This window comes from Deinococcus aerolatus (genome assembly GCF_014647055.1).
Taxonomy (GTDB): domain Bacteria; phylum Deinococcota; class Deinococci; order Deinococcales; family Deinococcaceae; genus Deinococcus; species Deinococcus aerolatus.
Map to the genome: position 1 here is coordinate 1 of NZ_BMOL01000018.1, position 19349 is coordinate 19349.

Below are 19349 nucleotides of genomic sequence, written 5' to 3' on the forward strand. Positions count from 1 at the left end.
GGTAGAGTCGGGACGCGTCCCCGGTGGCATTTTCGGTTGTCACAAACAGAAAGTGTCCCCTACCGGGGACGCTTTCTTATACTTTGTGTCAGGCCGTCAGTGGGGCACCCTCAATTTTCGCCAACATCAGAACGCAAGCAGCGACGAAATGAAAGCCGAGAAGAGTGGAAGAAAGGCGTTCCAAATCTCGCCCCAGGCGACGAAAGCGTGATAACCACGCCAGGGAACGCTCGACCACCCAGCGCCTGGGGAGCAGCACGAAGCCACGTGAAGCGTCTGAACGCTTCACGACCACCAGTTCGATATTGCTCTGCCTGGCCGCGTCCTGAGTCGCTTGTCCGGTATCGCCCTGATCCACGAAGGCGACTTCCAGCATCCCGCCGGTGATCGCCTGTGCTTCTCGGCACAGGTCTTTGACCTGTGCCCGGTCCTGTTCATGCGCTGGGGACGTCATCAGGGTCACGAGGTGGCCCAGCGTATCGACAACCAGGTGGACTTTGGTGCCCTTGCGCCGCTTGGCGCCGTCATACCCGGCACGATGGCCGCTCTCTGGCGTGCTCTGCAGGGTTCGACTATCCACGATGATCGCGGTGGGTTCCCCACCGCGTTGCTGCTGCACCCGGGTGAACAGTCGCAGGTCATGCACCGCGTTTTCAAAGCAGTGGGCAGCGAACCAGCGCTGAGCCTGAGATCGTACGATCTCAGGCGGGGGAAATTCATGCGGTAAATATTCCCATTGCGCTCCAGTGCGGCTCATCCATAACAACGCGTTCAACACGTCTCGGAGGAGGTATTTCCGCTGTGGCGCGTGTTCTGCACTCAGGGCCAGATACGGCAGCAGAAAGTGGTACGTCTCGTCATCAACATCGCTGGGGTAGGCACGTCGCGTCACACCCGATTCTGAACCCAGCAGATTCCCTCCCGCAATTTTGGATGGCCTGTCCTCCAGCCTCTAGCCGCGCGCGCCGTCCTTGATGTTCAGGGCCACGCCACGCCCGTCCTGACACCCTGGGAAGAGCGTCTCATTTGTAGTACTTAGCAAGAATGGCGTTGCCTTCCTTCTCGATCTGCCTGGCCGCGTCGTCCAGCGTAATTCGGCCGGCCAGCATCTGCTGGAAGGTGGGCGTCAGCACCTTGTTCTTGACCTCGGTGTAGCCCTTGACCTCCTGATAGGGGGCCATGGTCAGGTGCTTGGCCGAGTCGCTGGCCACCCGCCACCCGTTGGCCTCGTTCTGGAAGGGGGCGCCGCGCAGCGAGGACTGTCGGGTCGGGAACAGCCAGTCGCCGGCGGCCAGCTTGCCGTTGTTGACCCGGCTGACAAAGCAGGTGATGAACTGGGCCGCCTCCTTCTTGTGGGCGGACGCGGCGGGAATGCTCAGGGTCTGGGTCGCCGATCCCTGGGCCTGGGTGGTGGCCTTGATGGGCGGCAAGACCCCCCAGTTGAAGTTCTTGGGCCCGGTCTCGGCAATGGTCTGGCGCGCCCACACGCCGATGCCCGGCAGCATGGCGAACTTGCCGGAGAAAAATCCGGTGAACAGTTCGGGGCTCTGGGCCGTCAGGCTTTCCGGCGCCGATGATTTGGAGGTGTACTGCATGTCCAGCAGAATCTTGAGCAGCGCCTTTTCCTTGTCTCCCACGCGGACCACGTACCTGCCGCCGTCCTTGTAGAAATAGGTGCCGCCGAAACCCAGGGACAGGTTCATGATCCGGTTGGTGGGCGAGCGCAGGCCGAAGGCCGAGCCGTACTGCTCGGGCGTGCCGTCGCCGTTCTTGTCCACGGTCAGTTTCTTGGAGGCCTGCTGAAACTCAGTCCAGGTCCACGGCTTGGCGACCGTGGGAATGCGAAGACCTGCCGCTTTGAACAGGTCTTTGTTGTAGATGGTGATCAGCGATTCCCACAGGAACGGCACACCGTAGATCGCGCCGTTGTCCGCCGTGACGGTGGCCCACGCGCCGGGCGCAATGTCACTCTTCATCTCGGCCGGGATCAGCTTGGACATGTCGGTCAGCACCCCCTGCGCGGCGAACTCCATGACAGGCGTGGACTCGAAGTGAAAGACGTCCGGCACGTTCCTGGCCTGGAACGAGGTGGTCAGGTAGTCCTGGACCGAGTCCCACGACACCTGCTGGTACTCCACCTGAACATTCTTGTTGGCCGCGTTGCAGCCGGCCACCGCCTCCTTCACGGCGGCGATCGCCTGGGTCTGCCAGGCCAGGCTGACAAACCGGAGCTTGACCGGAGCGGACTGGGCCTGGACCGGGGAAGAGGAGACGAGCGTGAGCAGCGCGGCGGAGACGAGCAGGGTGCTTTTCATGGTGGGACCTCCTGAATACAGTGTGACCGGGTGAAGGGGAGACGAAAGCCGACGGGCCGGGGTCAGGCCTTGACGCCGCCGGAGAGCAGACCAGACACCAGTCGGCGCTGCATGAAACCGAACAGCACCAGGGTGGGCAGCGTGGCCAGCAGGCTGCCGGCGGCCAGCGGCCCCCAGCGGGCCAGACCCTCGATCCCGCGCAGTTTCGAGAGATTGACCTGAATGGTGGTCAGTTCCGGGGACTTGAGCAGGACCAGCGCGAAAAAGAACTCGTTCCAGGCGTTGACGAAGGCGTACAGGCCGGTGGCCACCAGCGCCGGAATCAACAGTGGCAGCAGGATGCGGGTGATGGTCTGCACCTGGGTGGCCCCGTCCACCGCTGCGGCCTCTTCCAGTTCGTTGGGGATGCCCGAGACGTAGCCCTGCAACATCCAGAGCACGAACGGCAGGCTCCAGACCACGTACACTACGATCAGTCCCAGGTGGGTGTTGACCAGCCCCACGCGGGCCAGAATCAGGAACAGCGGCACGATGATCAGGATGACCGGGAAGGTCTGCGTGATCAGAATCCAGACCAGCACCGCCCGGTTGACCGGACTGGGCCGCCGGGCCAGAACGTACGAGGCCGGGGTGGCGATGGCCAGCGTCAGCAGCGCGGAGATGATGCTGACCTTGAAGGTGTTGGCTGCGCTTTGCAGCACGCCAAGGTCGTTGATGGCCTCGTTGAAGTTGGCCCAGGTGGGCTGTTTCGGGAGCAGCCCGGCGGTAAACGTTTCCGACAGCGGTTTAAACGCCGTTGAGATCAACCACAGCAGTGGGAAGGACAGGAAGACCACAAACAGCAGCAGCAGGAGGCCCATGAGGATGCGGGCCGGTTGCAGCCGTGGACGGCGCCTGGGTCTGCCCGGAGCGGCCGGGGCGCGGGGCTGGAGCGTTCGGGTCATAGGGTCTCCCTGGGTGCGGCGTCCCGGAGCTGACGGCGGACGCTGTAGGCCAGCGCCAGACCCACGATCAACACCATCACGGTCCCCAGCGCCGAGGCATACCCCAGGTGGCCGTATTGAAAGGCTTCCTCATAGGCAAAGAGCATCGGGAGCCGGGTGGTCCCGGCGGGGCCGCCGGCCGTCAGGGTGTAGACCAGGCCGAACGAGTTGAAATTCCACATGAACTCCAGCGCCGTGACGGCGAAGATGACCGGCGCCATCAGCGGCAGGGTGACGTGACGGAGCTGCTGCGTGCTGGACGCGCCGTCCAGGGCGGCGGCCTCCTTCAGTTCCTCGGGAATGGTCTGCAGGCCGGCCAGCAGCACCACCGTCGCCTGGGGCAGACCGGTCCAGATGCCCACCACGATCACGGCGGGCAGCGCCCAGTCGAAACTGTTGAGCCAGTCGATCGGCGTGTTGATGACGCCCAGGGACAGCAGCACCGAATTCAGCACGCCGCTGGTCGGGTGGTACACCAGGCGCCAGATGACGCCTTTGATGACGGGCGGAATGGCCCAGGGAATCAGGACCAGCACCCGGGCGACACCCTGAAACGGCAGCCCGGCGTTCAGCAGCAGGGCCAGGCCAAGGCCCAGGACCATGACTCCGGCGGTGACCACCACCGCCCACACGCCACCAATCCGGAAGGAGGCCCAGAACTGGGTGTCGCCCAGCATCTGTTGGAAGTTGGCCAGCCCCACGAAACTGCGGCCGGCCGCCCCCAGTTCATCGCTGGTAAACCCCATGTACAGGCCCTGCAGCAGGGGCCAGATGGACAGAATGATCACCGGCACCAGGGTGGGCACAAACAGCCACCAGCTCACCCGGGCATAGCCCGGCGCCCTGCTTTTCGGCCGGACAGGTTGACGTGCAATCACGGACTGGGTGTTCCTGCGCTGGGCCAATCCGCCTGGAACCTCCTTCCAGAGAGAAGAACGGCGTGGGCCGGGCCGTGGCCGACCGCCCCCCGTTCCCGGCCCGGCCCCCACCATGACGGTCGAAAGCCGCTGGCGGAGCTGGGAAGACCGGGAGCATTAGCGTGGCGGGCGGCCGCAGTGAGATTCGCAGGATTAACGGTGGGCAGGGCAGGGATCACGGCAGGAATCTCCCATAAGGTGTCGAGCGCTTGAATCGCCTTGAGAGTATGGGTTAATCGATTCAAAAGTCAAACTTTGGACCTTTTCTGTCCTGTTCGGACCTTCTGTGGGGGCACATGCCGCGGTGTGGCCGTCCGGAGAACATGGAGCCTGGTCACTGTGGGTGTCACCCGCCCTTCATGGTGCGCTCTGACTGGCCAAAGGCGGCCGCACCGCAGGGTGAGTGCGGCACACGGCCAGCGTCACCGCCATGTGTTCAGTGACCTGAACCCAAATAACCTGTCCACATTAGTACTACAGCTGCAATTAACGGATGAGGCGGCGTTGTTGGACTTGGACATGCCTTCGTTTGGCGTGCGCCTGATGGCGGCGTCTCCACCACGACCACCACCACACCAGCGCGCTGGACCTGTGCTGTGGCAACGCCAGCAGCAAGAGGCGACGGACCTCAGGCACGGTCAATGGGATCAGGTCTTCGTCGTGGGCTGACCCCCCCTTTTCTCGTGGGCAGTCACCACGGTCAGGAACGCGTGTGCAAGCATTGCCAGCGTGATGTGCCGGTACCACCCGACCCAGGAGCGAACCTCGTACTGATCAAGCCCCACGTCCCCCTTGACCATCTCGAAGGCCACTTCAATTGCTCAGGGTGACCCAGCCGCGCGCACGACCTCACCCAAGGTCGTGCCCAAGGGCGCAAACACCATGAAATACGCCAGGTCCGTGGCGCCTTTGCATGACCGACGAGCCAGCACCCAGCGCTCGAATCCCTCGGGCGCAGTCGCCCCAAGTCCCGCCGTACCGGCGGGACCCATGAGCTCGGTCACACTGACCCAGGCCCAGTCAAAAAGGCGTTCTCCCTTGCTTCCAGATCCTGCACTCAACGTCTGCCACTGGTGGGGCTCAAACTGCGCAGCAATATCAGCGACATGCGCTTGTCTGGGACCCATCGGGTCCCAGACCCACACATGAGGGTTTGACGCGACGGCCAGGACGTAGGGCTGTTGGCGCTGTTCAAGAAAGGCACGGACGTTATACGCCGAGTACACCGAATCGCCCGTGACCCAGGCGGCGTTCACGCAGCCTTCAAACGCCCGTGTGAGCATCTCCAAAGCCAGGTGTGGTTTGGTGGCGGTCCGAATGGTCTCGGGAATCTTCGCTGCAGCACGACGAGCATGATCATCCACCCAGCTCTTCGGCAGGAACAGCTCCCGGTCGATCAGGGCCGTGCCCTGAGAGGTGGCGTACGCGAGGAAGACACCGATCTGGCAGTTTTCGATTCGGCCGGCCGTCCCACTGTATTGCCGCTGGACACCGGCAGATTTCGTGCCTTTCTTGAGGAAGCCCGTCTCATCAAGGATCAGGACGGCATCTGGTGTCTGGAGGTGCTCAAGCACGTACTGGCGCAGGTCATCACGCACGACGTCTGCCTCCCACCGGGCGGTGAACAGCAGCCGCTGGACACCGAATGGGGTACGCTCGCCGATGTGCTTGGCGACTTGCCAACCGTTCTTGCGTTCGACTGGGCTCAAGAGCGCGTGGAGATACGCCAGGGCACGCTGACGTTGTTCACTGCGAGCAAAATGAGGGGCAATGCGCTGGTGGAGCCTTTCAAGATCTGCCAACCAGCGCCGAGGTTGCTGTCGGGCGCTGAGATGCAACATGCTTCAATTTACCGTTGCTAACTGCAACTGTAGTACTAAGCGGCCCTCGCGGCCACGGCCGGCTTCGCGCTGGTCACCTGGACTGACTCGGCCCTGAGAACCGTGCTGGGCTTCACGTTCGCCGGAGCGGGCCTGAGCGTCCTGGCCCCGCTGACCTTCAGCGCCGGCATCGCCCTGCTGACGGCCGTGTTCTATGCCGGCTACCTGGCCGGGCCGCCCCAGACTGGGCTTGTCATTGGGCACACTCAGCTGAGCCAGGCGTTCACGTTGCCGCTCGCCCTGGCGGCGCTGAGTGTCTCGGTGATGCTCCTGTGACCGCTGTACGGCACTTCACCAGATATGCCGCTGCTGGGTTCTCAGGCGTGACCCCAACCGCTTTCCGTCTGCCCTGTCTGCTCTGCCCGAAGAGACTACGCATGACGACCGCCTCCGCAGAATTCACCTTCAGCGCCTGCGCGGGCGCCCACACCGCCCCCGTGAAGCAAAGACCTGCAGAAGGAGCGTTATGACTGAGCCTTCCCAAAGTCCGGATGCCGATACTGATGTTCCCGCAGGGTGGACCACCCAGGACGGGGAACAGGACATTCCGGAGCAGTTCGTTTCGCGCTGCCCGCTGCACTCCTGGGAGACCTGCCGGAGCAGCCTCCGGAACGCTGAAAGCTAGCATCTCCTTTCCCGTCCAGTAGGTGTGGGCGGGACTTTCTGGCCGGGTCGGGCAACCTGACCGCCTGGACAGGCGCGGGTATTCCGGCTTCTTCCCGGAGACTCTTCACGGCGCCGCGTGGTAGACAGAACCGTGTCTAGGACCGCCGGGAGCTGCGCCGCCCTTCTGATTGGCCCCGGCCGGGGCCGGGTAGGTCACGGCCGTGCTGACTCCAATCGCCCAGGCTCCGCCCGGTGACCACGCTGCCGCTGGCCGCCCCCCGTCCCGTGCGCGGCGTATTGCTGTACTGCGCCGCCCTGCTGATGTTTGCCTGCCTGGACGGCACCACCAAGGTACTGACCGCCCACTACCCGGTGCCGGTGGTGGCCGCCGTGCGCTACGCGAGCCAGCTGCTGCTCATGACCGCCCTGCTGCCCCGGCCGCGGCGCGCGCTGTTCGTCACCCACCGGCCGGTGCTGGTGGCCGCCCGGTCCCTGAGCCTGGTGCTGGTGACGCTGATGATGGGCTACGCCCTGTCCCGGCTGCCACTGGCAGAAGCCACGTCCATCGTCTTTCTGGCCCCCATGTTGCTGGCCCTGCTGGCGGGACCGGTCCTGGGCGAACGGCTGAGCCTGTCGCGCTGGCTTGCGGTGATCGGCGGATTTCTGGGCGTGCTGTTGATCGTGCGGCCTGGCGGCGCGCTGGACACCCTGGGGGTCCTGTTTGCCTTCCTGGCGGCCGTCTTCAATTCGGTCTATCAGCTGCTCTCCCGCCTGCTGATCGGCGAACGGACGGTGAGCCTGCTGTACCAGTCTGCGGTGGCCGGCACGCTGGTCTTCGGGCTGGTGGCCCCGTTCGTGCTGGGCGGCCCGGTCCTGACCGTGGCCACCGCCGCGTTGATGTTCAGCCTGGGGGTCAGCGGCGGTCTGGGCCACCTGTTCTTCACGCTGGCTTTCCGGGAGGCGCCGACCTCCCTGCTTGCGCCGCTGTCCTACCTACAACTGTTGTGGGCAGCCCTGATCGGGCTGCTGGTGTTTGATCAGGTGCCGGACGCCGTCAGCCTGCTGGGCATGCTGGTGATCGCGGTCTCGGGTATCAGCGTGGTCCTGAGGGCTCCGGCCCGCCGCCCGGTGGTCGACGCGTGACCCCATTCTTGGCCAGTGGCGGCGGCCCCCCCCGGTCTGGGCTGACGGCCTGGGCCTGGACCGCCAGGAGAGTGCCGGGCGTGAGGCCAAGGGGGACTGCGCCTGCGAGGGCCACAGGGTGTGCTGTCCCCATGTTCCCGTCACCTCGATGGCACCACCCGGCAGAGGGCAGCACGGCCGCCTACAGGTGAAAGACGCCGCGTTGTTGCGGATGCACCAGATCCACGTACTCCGGGTGGTGCCGGATGTAACTGGCGATGAAGGGGCACATCGGAATCGCCAGCCGGCCCATCTGACGCACGTCGTCCAGGGCGAACCGGGCCACCTGGCTTCCCAGGCCCTGGCCCTCGTACTGGGGGTCAATCTCCGTGTGGGGCAGCATCACGGCGTCCCCCACGAGACGGTACTCGGCAAACCCGGCCACCTGACCGTCTACCCTGACCTCATACCGCCCTTGGTCCTCGTTCTTGATGATCTCTGCCATAGCTGGCCTCCCGTGTCTCAGACTTCCCGCTCTGCGCTGCCCGGCATCGGCGCTGAGGGCTGCGATGATCATAGTGGCCCGCCTCCGTTGTCGCCGGCTCTCCGCCCATGTTGATGGCCAATGCATTAATCTGACCCATGACCCAGCACTCTCAAACCCAGCAACATCAACCGGTGGGTGAGGACCTCCTGCGGGGCAAGGTGTACACCGGCGATGGGGTGAGCGTGTCGTACGACGCCACGCGCTGCACCCACGTCGCCAATTGCGTCCGTGGGCTGCCTGCCGTGTTTCGCCCGGAGGAGCGCCCCTGGATTCAGTTGCAAAACGAGGCCTCTGCCGAGCGTGTGGCCGAGATCGTCCGGACCTGCCCGACGGGCGCGCTGCACTACGCCCTGCACGGGGGGCCTCCGGAAGCCCCAGCCGTGCCCACCACGCTGACGCCGGTCATGGACGGCCCGCTGACCCTGCGCGGTGACCTGGTGATTCAGACCCCGGAGGGTGAGGTGCGCGAGGTCCGGGCCGCGCTGTGCCGCTGCGGCGCAAGCGGCCACAAGCCTTTCTGCGACGGCACGCACGCCAGGATCGGCTGGAAGAGCGAACAGCCCGGGGGTCAGGCCTCGGCCGCCCTGCGCGGCGACGGTCACCGGGAGGACGGACAGCAGGCCGACGCTGCGCTGCTCGGGGAGTGATGCGGGCGCCAGGGGTGGGGACCCACCTGTCTGGCCGTGCCCCGGAAGAGTTCTGGCCTCTCCTGACCCTGGCGGGACCCGCCGATCCCGACCTGACCGCCTGCCTGAGGCGCGCTGAACAGGCCCGCCCTCTTTCCCGGTGGCCGCACCCTGTCCAGCGAGACCACCTGCCCGACAGGCCCTGAACCCACCCTCTGGAGGACGCATGACCCTGACCCATGATGCCTGGCCGCCCCTGCCGCTTGAACCCTGGCAGGACACCATGGAAACCCTGCACCTGTGGACCCAGATCGTCGGCAAGGTCCGGCTGGCCCTGACCCCCTGGGCCAACCACTCCTGGCACGTCACCCTGTATCCGGGCGCCCGCGGCTTGACCACCGGGCCGATCCACCATCCGCACGGCACCTTCGAGATCGAGTTCGATTTCCGTCGTCATCACCTCGCGGTGGTGACGGCCACAGGCGAGGCCCCCTCCTTCGCGCTGGAGGGGCTGAGTGTCGCCGGGTTCTACCAGGCCCTGATGGTGGTCCTGGACAACCTTGGCCTGAGTGTGGAGATCTGGCCCAGACCGGTGGAGCTGTCTGACCCCATCACGCCCTTCCCGGACGACCACGGCCACGCGGCGTATGACCCGGAGGCGGTGGCGCGGTACTGGCAGGCCTTGCTGAGCATCCACCGGGTCCTTGGCGTGTTCCGCTCGCGCTTTCTGGGCAAGGTCAGCCCGGTGCATTACTTCTGGGGGGCCAGTGACCTGGCGGTGACGCGCTTTTCAGGGCGGACGGCGCCCAGGCATCCCGGCGGGGCGCCCAACTGCGCGGACTGGGTGATGGAAGAGGCGTATTCCCACGAATTGTCAAGCGCGGGGTTCTGGCCGGGGGCCGGACTGGGCGAGGCGGCGTTCTATGCCTACGCCTACCCGGAGCCGTCCGGCTTCAGGACGGCCCAGGTGGAGCCGGCCGCGGCGTACTACCACGCAGACCTGGGGGAGTTTGTGCTGCCCTACGAGGCAGTGCGCACGGCAGCAGAGCCGGACGCGACGCTGCTGGCGTTTCTGCAGAGCACCTACGTGGCAGCGGCGGAACTGGGACACTGGAACCGGGCCGAACTGGAGTTCGGTGCGGATAGGTTGCCAGCGCGCTGACCCCGGCTGCGCCCCGGCAGGTGTGTCCGCCTCCAGCTGCTGGAGCAGTGGCGGCGGACCGAATCACCAGCGCAACATGACCGGGCCTGTGGGTCATGGGGTCCAGGTCCGTGTTCGGGGCTCTCTATTTCTGCGACCTCACGCCTGATCGCCGGCTCGCCTTCACGCGCCCTGCTTCTGGCCCTACCATGAACGCTGAGCGCCGCCTCGGCCCTTCGCGGTGTGGATTCAGTCCTGTTCCAGCAGAAAGCCCCGGACCTGGCCCAGTCCTCCGGTGTTCAGGAGCACCCGGCCGGTGGACCGGTGAATCAGCGCCGGCGTGCTGCGAACGCCACTGCTCTCCGTCAGCGCGGCAAATGCTCCTGGCTGCTGCTGGCGGTGCACCACCTCGATCTGGGCGTCAAACTGGCCCTTCAGGGGCCTGGCGAGCATCAACTTCAGGCGCTCGCAGCTGGGGCAGTGATCCTGGGTCAGCAGCACAAAGGGCGCGGTGGGGCTCCGGGTCTCAGCCATGGCCCACCTGCACACTGGGCTGAAGATCAGGGAAGCGGCCCGCCCACAGCGCCTCGATGTCGGTGTCGGTGATCGCTTCGGTGGTGATCTTGCTGTAGCTGCTGCCCTTGGCGCTGAAGAAGTCGTGGGTGGTGCCGCGCGACTGGATGCCGTTCTGCACCACCGGGTTGATCTCCTCGTCGGCGAAGGTGCGTTCCAGCGCCAGATTGTCGGCCAGCACGTTGAAGTTAAAGCGGATGAAGCGTTTGACCTCCCCGGCCAGTCCCACGTCCGCATACAGGACTTCGGTGTAGGCCAACTCGTTCCTGTACAGCGTTTGCAGCGTTCCCTCGTACCACGCCCTGGCATACGCCTGTTCGGCCCCCGACATCAGGCTGAACTTTTCCTGGGCCAGCAGCGCCACGTACACGCCGTGCAGCGCCTCATCCAGAATGATCAGATTGAAGATCTCGCCCGCCGAGACCATGCGGCCCTGCCCCGCCAGATACAGCGGGTAGAAGAAGCCGCTGTAGAACAGCGCGGTTTCGAGCATGCACGACACCACCATCTTCTTCCACAGGCCCAGCGTGGACACGTCGGGATTATTGAACACACCCTGAATAAGGGCGATCTTGAATTGCAGGTGGGGCTGCGTCCGCACCCACTCGAAGACCCCGCGTTCCTCGCCACTTGTCAGGAACGTCTTGTTCATCAGGCTATAGCTGCGGGCGTGGATGTCCTCCATCATGCCCTGAAACTGCAGCGTCGCCTTGCGGATGTGGCCGTCCACCAGGCCGCGCAGGGCCGGCATGCCCACCTCGCCCTGCAGGGTGTCCAGCGCGTTCAGGCCAGCCGAGGCGTGGATGTACGTCCAGCGTTCGGCGTCCCCGAGGGTCATCCAGACCAGGGCGTCGTTGCTCAGCGGGATTTCCTCGGGAAACCACAGCTGGGAGGTGTATTTCTCGTAGAAGGTGGCCGAGAAGCTGTCCTCGGGGTCAGACCAGTTGGTGGCGGAGAAGGGTGGGGATGACATGCGGACTCCTTAAACGACGCAGCTCAGGCATTCCTGCAGGCTGGACTTGCGCAGGCGCGTGTAGTACAGGGTTTTGATGCCCAGGCGGTAGGCGTACAGGTAATACGCCTGCAGGGTGCGGGTGGTGGCGCTGGCCGGGACGAACAGCGTGCAGGAGATGCCCTGATCCACGTGTTTCTGCGCGGCAGCCACGGTGTCCAGCACGCGGCGCTGGTCCATGTCGTAGGCCTCCTCGTAGTACCACTCGGTCTCGGTGCTGAGCCCCGGCATGGGGTAGATGGTGCGCGCCTTGTTGCTGGTGCGCGTCTCCACCCTTTCCGTGATTGGCATGATGCTCGCTGAAGCGTTGGACACGTAGCTGATGCTGCCGGTGGGGGCGACGGCCATGACGAACGAGTGGGCCAGGCCGTGCCGTTTGATGTCGGCGACGAGTTGCTTCCAGTCGGCACGGGTGGGCAGGGCGTGACCGTCAAACAGGGCCGCGACTTCCGGCATCCTCGGCGCGAAGTCCCGTTCCAGGTACTGCGCGAAGTGTTCGCCGGACTGGTAGCGGCTGCCCTGGAAGCCCGCGAAGACGAAGCCCGTGTCCCGCGCGATTTCCATACTCGCCCGGCGGGCGTGGTAGTGCACGGCGGCAAAGAACACGTCCACGAACTCCAGCGCCTCGGGAGAGCCGTAGATCAGCTCCCGGCCGGCCAGGAAGGAATGCAGGCCCATGGCGCCCAGGCCCACCGAGCGCATCTCCTCGTTGGCGCGGCGCACGGCGGGCACCTCTGCGACGCAGGTGGAGCGGGCCACGTTGTCCAGCATCCGCACCGCCGCGCCCACCACCCGCCCAATGTCGCCGCTGCCCATGGTCTGCTCAATGACCAGCGAGGCCAGATTGCACGACACGTCCAGCCCGATGCGGTCCCTGCCTTCCTGCCCGTAACCGTGGAAATAACTGGGCAGGGTGGGTTGCAGGATTTCCGAGCAGAGGTTGCTCATCTTGATGCTGCCGACGTTGGGAATGGGGTTGGCCCGGTTGGCATGGCCCTCGAACAGCAGGTAGGGGTAGCCGCTCTCGCCCTGCGTGACGGCGATTTCTTCCAGAATCCGGCGGGCCGACACGCGCTTCTTGCGGATGCGCGGGTTGTCGGCCAGCGCGTCGTATTCGCGCGTCCAGTCGATGTCGGTGAACTCGCGCCCGGTTTCCTGCCACAGCGAGTGCGGGTAGAACTGGTAGATGTCCTCGCCCGCCCGCACCTTCTCGATAAAGATGTCGGGGATGGTGGCCCCCACGCTGAGGGTCTTCAGGCGGGCGTCCTCGTCGGTGGCGATCTTCTTGGCGCCCAGGGTGTCCAGAAAGTCGGCATGCATCACGCTCAGGTAGATGGCCCCCGCGCCGGGACGCTGCCCGGCCTGATCGGCGTACCTGAGCATGTTGTCCAGCATCTTGGCCACGCCCATCACGCCCTTGGTGACGTTCTGGATACCGCGCAGGCTCTCGCCGCGCGCCCGCAGGTTGCTGACCTCCACGCCGATGCCGCCGCCGCCCTTGCTCAGTTCGGCCACGAAGGACAATGTTTTTGTGATGGAATCCAGATTGTCGGTGCAGTCCTGCAAGAGAAAGCAGCTGACCAGGCGGCCCGTATTCGCCTTGCCGGAGTTCATCAGCGTGGGCGTGGCCGGGGTAAAGGTCTGGCCCACCAGGTGATGCACCAGTTCCAATGCCTCCTCCACGGTTGCCGAACGCGCGAGGGCGGTGACGCTCAGGCGGTCCTCGTAGCGCTCCAGCCAGCGGGTGCGGTCCGGGGTCATAGCAGCGTACTCGTTGTAGAACTTGTACGCGCCCATAAAGGACCGGAAGCGGAACTTGGCGCTGTAGGCGCGTTCAAAGACCGCCTGCACCTCTTCGGGTGTGTAGCGCTCAAACAGCCCGGCGTCCCACACACCCTGCTCGGTCAGGTAGCGCACCTTCTCCGCCAGGTTGTGGAAGAAGACCGTGTTGGGGTTGACCTTCTCCTGAAAGTAGGCCTGCAGGGCGTCCAGATCATGCTGCGGCTGTACCAGGGTTCCGGCCAGCACCAGGTTGTTCAGTTCAATCCAGCGTTCCATATCGGTTGTGCTCCCTTAACCACGTCAGGACCCGCACGCGGTCGGCGGCGGTGCCGCCCTTGTTGACTTTTGCGACGACGGGCACGCCGTAGCGGGCGGCGATCACGTCCGCCGCCCGGGCGAAATTGTTCCCCCAGTGGTACGAGCCGCTGGCGACCACGCCGCGCAGCAGCGGGCTGTGCTGATCTAGAAAATTGCGGGTGCTGTCTGGCGCCTGTCCGCAACCGAAGGTGTAGGTCAGCAGCAGGTATTCATGGGCTGGAGCCTGCGTCCGCACGTCCACCACGGCGGCGCCCAGCTGTCCGGCCAGCTCCAGTGCCAGCCGGCGCACGTTGCCGGTCAGGGAGTCGTAGGCCAGCAGCATCACTCCGGCTCCAGTCCTCGTCCACCGCGCCGCCCCGCCCGGAACATCCGGGCCTCCGCCGCCAGCATGCCCACCACCCGCCGCACGTCCGTCTCCGGGATCACGCCACAGCCCCGCGCTGCGCCCGGCAGGACAGCGCTCAGGGCGTCTGCTTCACGGGGCACTGGTCTGGTCCATCAGGCTGGGCACGGCGGTGGGCTGTCCGTCATCTCCAAGCGCCACCAGCACGAAGGTTCCGGTGCAGCCCAGTTCACGGCACTCGCTGTACATCTCCTCGATGAACAGCTCCACCAGCACAGTCATGCTGCTGCGCCCGGTGCGGATCACGCGGGCGACGAGTTCCACCAGGCTGCCCTGCGGAATAGGACGGGTGAATTCCATGGCGTCCAGGTGCCGGGTGACCACCTTGCGGCGGCAGTAGCGCGTGGCCGCGATAAAGGCGGCGCTGTCCATGAACGACAGGGCCTCGCCGCCGAACAGCGTGCCGTGGTGGTTGGTGTCGCCCGGAAAGACCACATGCGTCACGCGGGTCTCCGGGGCGTGGAGGCGGGCCAGGAGGCGGCGTTGCATGTCGCCGGGCGGCGGATTCAGGCGGTCCAGTGCGGGACAGTCCATGGGTGACCTCACAAAAATGCGCGCAGGCAGAGACACCGGTGCGGATGCAGGCACCGGTCATAGCAGGGTCAGAAAAGAAAAAACGCCCCCGCACAGTCCCCTGGGGACGGCAAAGACGGTCAGCTCACAACTAGTTCGGCACGGTGGTCACCCTTGGCTCCTGACGCGGGAGCAGGCACGAGAAGGCGTGGGCTCCGCGAGGCGAGCGTTCGGACTGAAAACCGTAGCGCGACTGTGCCGGACTGAGCCTGCTGCGCCTTTGGGGCGCACAGGTATGACCGGACTTCCCTCGGTTCCTGCGGAGGCTGCCCGTGGGGGCAGCGCCGTCACTGTACTGCATCTGGTCCCCGGGTGCAGTCAGGACCCTGCAGGTCGAGACGCACGTATGACCGCTGTGCCGGAAGGGCTCCGGGACGCTGCTCGCGCCTGAACGATCGCCGCCCTGCGCCTGGGCTGTGACCCACCGGGTGGCGCCTCAGCCGGGCGACTGCCAGGTTCAGGTACCGTCCTCCTGCGGCCAGAACCGGACGACCAGGAAGGGGAGGGTGGGCTGCCGTTCCCCCGCGTTCAGCGGCGGTGCACTGGGCAACTGGCTGACCACCACGTACAGTGCGCCCTCCGGGCCCGGAATCACGTCATCGGGCCAGTACAGGTCCTCACGCGTCAGCACGCGCCGGTACGAACGGTCGCCCGGACGGATGCAGCCGATGGCAGCGCCCCCGATTTCGGTGAGATACAGATTGTCGGCCGCGTCCATCCACATGCCGCCCGTGTTGGGCCGGTCCGCGTAATGCTCGGCGCGTCGCTGCAACCCGTCGTCGTCCAGGCGCTCGTCCAGCAGATCACGGGTCCGCAGCCGCCAGATGGCGTTGCCTGTCAGTGGCCCGTAGTACACCCACTCGCCCCTGTGGTCAAGGGCGATGCCGTCGACACCGACGCGCAGCCCACGCCGCCCGGCGCCGCGTGTCTCCTCCGTCACCTCGCGGCCCTCGATGACGATGGGGCAGTCCTCGGCCAGGATGCCGGGGCGGCCCTCCAGCCGGCGGCGGGCCTGTCCGGTGCGGGTGTTCACGACGATCAGCGCCCCGCGCGAGCCGTCCCCGCCGTTTCCCGCGCCCTCGTCGGCGATATACACCGCGCCGTGACGCTCGTCGATCACGAAATCGTTCGGCTCGGAATATTCGTTCAGCACCGACGAGGGCAGCCGGATGATCTGCGACAGCGCGTTTGCCGCGCAGTCCCAGACCACGAATTTAGGAGTAATGCCGCTGCGGCTGCCCATGTCCAGCAGCCAGACGCGGCCCTGCGTGTCGGTGCGCAGGCCCTGAACCGCGTCGAGCCAGTCGTCGTCGTTGTCGCGTGGGGTATTCCAGGCCGCACTGGGGAACGGCTCCAGCGTATCGGGTCCGGTGAAGACCGACACGCGCTGCGGCGTTCCGAACATCGGGTGGTGGCTGACCACCAGCCGCCCACCAGGTGCGAAGGTGCCGTTGGCGAGCGGAAGCGGACTTCTGGCGTAGACCTCGCTGCGGCTGGGAGCTGCTGGGCTGTGGGTCTTGGGCATGCCCCATTGCAGCATGGCCGCAATTTCGACGGTGCAGGTTGCAGGGCGGGTAGGTTGCGGAAATCTTCAGAGGGGCAATGTTGCGACCGCGGTTGTCTGAAGGGCTGGTTGGTCCTCCCCACAGCAGGGAGTCACCGCGTGGGCGTTGTCCCGGCCGCCGATAGACGGTGCGTCCCCCCGCTTCGCAAATGATCTCACCTTTTGCAGCGGGTCATGTCGTTCCTGGAGGTCACGACGATCGGGGCCGGGCCATGGGCCGACCTTCCTCCCACGACAGCGCAGCAGCGTGCAGTTGCCGGTGGGTGTGGTGGGCGTCCCAGGCATGAAACACCAGGATGTCCTGGCCGCCCAGGGTGGTGACGCTGGCGTGGCCCGGCCCCAGCAGTGGGCCTGCCGTGCGCAGCACATGGGCGCCCGGAACAGGTTCGGTCCACGGCCCCAGCGGATGCGGAGCGACGGCGTACCCCACGCCGTAGGTCTCATTGATCCAGGCCCCACCCGAGTACAGCAGGTGAAACTGACCGTCCCGCCACAGCACAAAGGGCCCTTCCAGGGTGTGCCAGTCATACACGCCGCCGTACATGGCCCGTCCCTGCTCGTACCGTTGCCAGTCGCCGCTGGCCCGCAGAATGGTCCGGATCTCGCCCAGCCGGGTCATGTTGTGCAACGGGGCCACGGCCAGCACCGTTCCGGGGCGCCCGCTGCCCAGATCGTCGCGCGCAAAATACAGCCACCAGGTGCCGTCGGGGGCCAGGAACGGGTGCGCGTCAATGGCGAACGGCTCGTCCGGCGTCAGGTTCACGCCCAGATCCACGAAAGGGCCGAGCGGATGCGCCGCGGTCGCCACCCGCAGGTGATGGCCCTGGTCACCGTCGCCCACCGAGTAATACAGATAAAACGTCTCGCCCTGGCGCGCGACCTCCGGGGCCCAGTAGTCCATCCGCTGTGCACTCAGCGGCTCCAGCACGCCGCCGTGCGGGGTCCAGTGCACCAGATCCGGCGAGGACAGCACCTCGAAGGCCCGCGTGCCCGCCTCGCCGTGCAGGCCCGTGCCGTAGGCGTAGTACACGCCGCCCTCAAGCAGCACGAAGGGATCGGCAAAGTATCCAGGGTACAGGGGGCCGGACGGCAACGGGCCGGGTGAAGGACTCACGGTTTCGGCGCCCGTTGTGGCGCGAGACTTGGCCCGGCCACACTGACCCGGCCTCCCACAAAATTCACTGGATCCAGGCGCAGGCTGCGGTAGCCGCCCGCCGCGTCCGAGGTGCGTCCGGCGGTCCAGGCGTGGTAGGCCAGCCAAGTGCGGCCTGCACCGTCGCTCACCACCGTCTGGTGCCCGGGTCCGGCCACCTGGCCCCGGCTCACCAGCACCGGATTGTCGGGAGCCTTCTTGTACGGGCCGGTCACGCGCGGGGCCGTTGCGTACCCCACCGCGTACAGGTCGCTGTCGTATGGCCCGGCGGAATACAGCAGGTAGTACACGCCCCCCGCGCGGTGCAGGGTGGGGGCCTCGATCACGTTGCCCTCCCACAGCGCAAAGTTCTGGATCAGGGCGCTGGCCTTGCCGGTCAGCTTCAGCCCGTCGGCGCTGAGCGGCTGCAGGTAGAGGTTGGTGGCCTGGTTACAGCAGTTGCCATCGTTTTTCCACAGCAGATAGCGTGTGCCGTCGCTGTCCTGAAAGGGGCTGGCGTCGATGCTGCCGCCCTCGCCCAGCTGGCAGACCAGCGGCTTGCCCGAGGTATCCATGAACGGCCCCGCAGGGGAGGCTGCCGTCGCCGCGCCGATGCACTGGCGGCCGCTGGCGGCGTCCTGCGCGGTGAAGTACAGCACGAAGGTCTTCCCGATCTGGGCCACCTCGGGAGCCCAGGTGCGGCCGCCTCTGGCCCAGCGGGGCAGCGCCGGCATGGCGTCTCCCTTCACTTCCCAGTGCACCAGATCGCGGCTGACGGCGTGCGGCACGTTGGCGCCCGCGCTGTTGGTGGAGTAGGCGTGGTAGGTGGAACCGACCCGCAGGATGCCGGGATCGGGAAAATTCTCGTCAAGCACCGGATTGCGGAACGTGGCGGGGGCCGGGGTCCCAGGCTGAGCCGCCGTGGAGCCGCCGCCCGCCAGGGACGGGGCCGCAAACCCCAGGACCGTGAGACCGAGAAGCAGGGGGGAACGCCGCATGTCTACTCCTTGAGCCCGGTGGTGGACAGGCCCGCTTCCAGAAAGCGCTGCGCGATCAGGTAAGCGATCAGGGCGGGAACGGCCGCGAGGGTGGTGGCGGCCATCAATTTGCCGTATTCGGTCACGTAACGCTGCGAGAAGGTGGTGATGCCCACCGGCAGGGTCATCTTGTCCACGTCGGTAACGGTGTACAGCGGCCACAGGAAGTTGTTCCACGACCCCATGAAGGCGAACACCGCCAGCGTCGCGAGTGCCGGAACACTCAGCGGCAAGATGATGCGCCACAGGATCTGCAGGCTGCCCGCCCCGTCCAGCCTCGCGGCCTCTTCCAGTTCGCGCGGGATGCCGATAAAGAACTGCCGCAGCAGGAAGACCCCGAAGACCCCGCTCAGGCCCGGCCAGATCAGCGCGTGGTACGAATTGATCCACTCAAAATTGAGCATCATGATGTAGGTGGGAACCAGGGTCACGATGCCGGGAATCATCAGACTCGACAGAATGAACCAGAACCAGCCGTTGCGGCCCGGAAAGCGCATGCGGGCCAGTGGGTAGGCGGTCAGCGCGCACAGGGCGACGTGCAGCCCGGTAAAGGCCAGGGCCACGTACAGCGAATTCCAGGTCCAGCGCAGGATGTTGCCGTCCGGCGAGGTCAGAATCTCGCGGTAATTGTCCAGGGTGGGCTGCGTCGGGATCCACTGCACCGGCGTGGCGATGGCGTCGGCCTCGGGCTTCAGAGAGGTGGAGAGCATCCAGTACACCGGGGCCAGAAAGATGACGGCCAGCACACACAGCAGCAGGAAACGTGGAATGTCGCGCGGCAGCAGCCGGCGGCGCCTGGGTGGGTGGGCGGGGGTGAG

19 protein-coding genes and 1 pseudogene are annotated in these 19349 nt (G+C 65.9%); 4 read left to right on the forward strand and 16 right to left on the reverse strand.

The window, feature by feature from the left end; translation table 11 throughout:
* Positions 1-88: 88 nt before the first annotated feature.
* The 5 genes and pseudogenes from IEY31_RS15085 to IEY31_RS15105 all read right to left on the reverse strand — a co-directional run bounded on the left by IEY31_RS15085 (position 89) and on the right by IEY31_RS15105 (position 6056).
* Entirely contained in the window at positions 89-892 is an 804-nt protein-coding gene (locus IEY31_RS15085) for an IS5 family transposase (RefSeq protein ID WP_188973452.1), read from the reverse strand.
* A gap of 130 nt (positions 893-1022) precedes the next feature.
* Positions 1023-2315, reverse strand: coding sequence for an ABC transporter substrate-binding protein (locus IEY31_RS15090; RefSeq protein WP_188973454.1), 1293 nt, complete (start codon positions 2313-2315; stop codon positions 1023-1025).
* A 62-nt stretch (positions 2316-2377) separates the two neighbouring features.
* The gene (locus IEY31_RS15095; protein ID WP_188973456.1) at positions 2378-3259 is read right to left on the reverse strand and encodes a carbohydrate ABC transporter permease; all 882 of its coding nucleotides are present in this window, start codon (positions 3257-3259) and stop codon (positions 2378-2380) included.
* The gene (locus IEY31_RS15100; protein WP_229723666.1) at positions 3256-4104 is read right to left on the reverse strand and encodes a carbohydrate ABC transporter permease; all 849 of its coding nucleotides are present in this window, start codon (positions 4102-4104) and stop codon (positions 3256-3258) included. The genes IEY31_RS15095 and IEY31_RS15100 overlap by 4 nt, the downstream gene beginning before the upstream one ends.
* Before the next feature lie 758 nt (positions 4105-4862).
* Positions 4863-6056, reverse strand: a pseudogene (locus IEY31_RS15105) (IS701 family transposase).
* Positions 6057-6158: 102 nt separating this feature from the next.
* Between IEY31_RS15105 and IEY31_RS15110 the strand changes: the two are divergent.
* Positions 6159-6371, forward strand: a complete 213-nt coding sequence (locus tag IEY31_RS15110) for a hypothetical protein (protein WP_188973461.1) — start codon at positions 6159-6161, stop codon at positions 6369-6371.
* A gap of 582 nt (positions 6372-6953) precedes the next feature.
* Positions 6954-7844, forward strand: coding sequence for a DMT family transporter (locus tag IEY31_RS15115; protein ID WP_229723667.1), 891 nt, complete (start codon positions 6954-6956; stop codon positions 7842-7844).
* A gap of 181 nt (positions 7845-8025) precedes the next feature.
* Here the strand turns inward: IEY31_RS15115 and IEY31_RS15120 are convergent, their stop codons facing one another.
* The gene (locus tag IEY31_RS15120) at positions 8026-8328 is read right to left on the reverse strand and encodes a GNAT family N-acetyltransferase (protein WP_188973463.1); all 303 of its coding nucleotides are present in this window, start codon (positions 8326-8328) and stop codon (positions 8026-8028) included.
* 137 nt (positions 8329-8465) lie between these two features.
* On the opposite strand from IEY31_RS15120, the gene IEY31_RS15125 reads away from it, so the two are divergent.
* Both IEY31_RS15125 and IEY31_RS15130 read left to right on the forward strand, forming a co-directional pair.
* Positions 8466-9017 (forward strand): (4Fe-4S)-binding protein, encoded by a 552-nt coding sequence (locus tag IEY31_RS15125; protein ID WP_188973465.1) that lies wholly within the window; start codon positions 8466-8468, stop codon positions 9015-9017.
* A gap of 205 nt (positions 9018-9222) precedes the next feature.
* Positions 9223-10158 carry a DUF5996 family protein gene (locus IEY31_RS15130; protein WP_188973467.1) on the forward strand — a complete coding sequence of 312 codons (936 nt, stop codon included), beginning with the start codon at positions 9223-9225 and terminating at the stop codon, positions 10156-10158.
* Between the two features lie 228 nt (positions 10159-10386).
* On the opposite strand, the gene IEY31_RS15135 is transcribed toward IEY31_RS15130, so the two are convergent.
* The 10 genes from IEY31_RS15135 to IEY31_RS15180 all read right to left on the reverse strand — a co-directional run bounded on the left by IEY31_RS15135 (position 10387) and on the right by IEY31_RS15180 (position 19277).
* Entirely contained in the window at positions 10387-10671 is a 285-nt protein-coding gene (locus IEY31_RS15135; RefSeq protein ID WP_188973469.1) for a thioredoxin domain-containing protein, read from the reverse strand.
* Positions 10664-11683: a ribonucleotide-diphosphate reductase subunit beta gene (locus IEY31_RS15140; protein ID WP_188973471.1), complete on the reverse strand. Its 1020-nt coding sequence runs from the start codon at positions 11681-11683 to the stop codon at positions 10664-10666. The genes IEY31_RS15135 and IEY31_RS15140 overlap by 8 nt, the downstream gene beginning before the upstream one ends.
* A gap of 9 nt (positions 11684-11692) precedes the next feature.
* The gene (gene nrdE / locus IEY31_RS15145) at positions 11693-13780 is read right to left on the reverse strand and encodes a class 1b ribonucleoside-diphosphate reductase subunit alpha (RefSeq protein WP_188973473.1); all 2088 of its coding nucleotides are present in this window, start codon (positions 13778-13780) and stop codon (positions 11693-11695) included.
* Positions 13764-14144, reverse strand: coding sequence for a ribonucleotide reductase stimulatory protein (locus IEY31_RS15150; RefSeq protein WP_229723669.1), 381 nt, complete (start codon positions 14142-14144; stop codon positions 13764-13766). Before IEY31_RS15150 ends, nrdE begins: the two co-directional genes overlap by 17 nt.
* A complete protein-coding gene (locus IEY31_RS15155) occupies positions 14144-14308 on the reverse strand; it encodes a hypothetical protein (protein ID WP_188973477.1) in 165 nt (54 codons plus the stop codon). Before IEY31_RS15155 ends, IEY31_RS15150 begins: the two co-directional genes overlap by 1 nt.
* Positions 14298-14759, reverse strand: coding sequence for an acyl-CoA thioesterase (locus IEY31_RS15160; RefSeq protein WP_373289180.1), 462 nt, complete (start codon positions 14757-14759; stop codon positions 14298-14300). Before IEY31_RS15160 ends, IEY31_RS15155 begins: the two co-directional genes overlap by 11 nt.
* 496 nt (positions 14760-15255) lie before the next feature.
* A complete protein-coding gene (locus IEY31_RS15165; protein WP_188973479.1) occupies positions 15256-16323 on the reverse strand; it encodes an L-dopachrome tautomerase-related protein in 1068 nt (355 codons plus the stop codon).
* Between the two features lie 229 nt (positions 16324-16552).
* Positions 16553-17476, reverse strand: coding sequence for a glycoside hydrolase family 43 protein (locus IEY31_RS15170; RefSeq protein WP_188973481.1), 924 nt, complete (start codon positions 17474-17476; stop codon positions 16553-16555).
* A complete protein-coding gene (locus tag IEY31_RS15175; RefSeq protein ID WP_188973483.1) occupies positions 17473-18492 on the reverse strand; it encodes a glycoside hydrolase family 43 protein in 1020 nt (339 codons plus the stop codon). The genes IEY31_RS15170 and IEY31_RS15175 overlap by 4 nt, the downstream gene beginning before the upstream one ends.
* A 2-nt stretch (positions 18493-18494) precedes the next feature.
* Entirely contained in the window at positions 18495-19277 is a 783-nt protein-coding gene (locus IEY31_RS15180) for a carbohydrate ABC transporter permease (RefSeq protein ID WP_188973548.1), read from the reverse strand.
* Positions 19278-19349: the final 72 nt, after the last annotated feature.

Bases quoted from the DNA above. Each gene is read 5' to 3' on its own strand.
- IEY31_RS15090 (WP_188973454.1), bottom strand. From the start codon at position 2,315: ATGAAAAGCACCCTGCTCGTCTCCGCCGCGCTGCTCACGCTCGTCTCC.
- IEY31_RS15095 (WP_188973456.1), bottom strand. From the start codon at position 3,259: ATGACCCGAACGCTCCAGCCCCGCGCCCCGGCCGCTCCGGGCAGACCC.
- IEY31_RS15120 (WP_188973463.1), bottom strand. From the start codon at position 8,328: ATGGCAGAGATCATCAAGAACGAGGACCAAGGGCGGTATGAGGTCAGG.
- IEY31_RS15125 (WP_188973465.1), top strand. From the start codon at position 8,466: ATGACCCAGCACTCTCAAACCCAGCAACATCAACCGGTGGGTGAGGAC.
- IEY31_RS15130 (WP_188973467.1), top strand. From the start codon at position 9,223: ATGACCCTGACCCATGATGCCTGGCCGCCCCTGCCGCTTGAACCCTGG.
- IEY31_RS15135 (WP_188973469.1), bottom strand. From the start codon at position 10,671: ATGGCTGAGACCCGGAGCCCCACCGCGCCCTTTGTGCTGCTGACCCAG.
- IEY31_RS15140 (WP_188973471.1), bottom strand. From the start codon at position 11,683: ATGTCATCCCCACCCTTCTCCGCCACCAACTGGTCTGACCCCGAGGAC.
- nrdE (WP_188973473.1), bottom strand. From the start codon at position 13,780: ATGGAACGCTGGATTGAACTGAACAACCTGGTGCTGGCCGGAACCCTG.
- IEY31_RS15150 (WP_229723669.1), bottom strand. From the start codon at position 14,144: ATGCTGCTGGCCTACGACTCCCTGACCGGCAACGTGCGCCGGCTGGCA.
- IEY31_RS15160 (WP_373289180.1), bottom strand. From the start codon at position 14,759: ATGGACTGTCCCGCACTGGACCGCCTGAATCCGCCGCCCGGCGACATG.
- IEY31_RS15165 (WP_188973479.1), bottom strand. From the start codon at position 16,323: ATGCCCAAGACCCACAGCCCAGCAGCTCCCAGCCGCAGCGAGGTCTAC.
- IEY31_RS15175 (WP_188973483.1), bottom strand. From the start codon at position 18,492: ATGCGGCGTTCCCCCCTGCTTCTCGGTCTCACGGTCCTGGGGTTTGCG.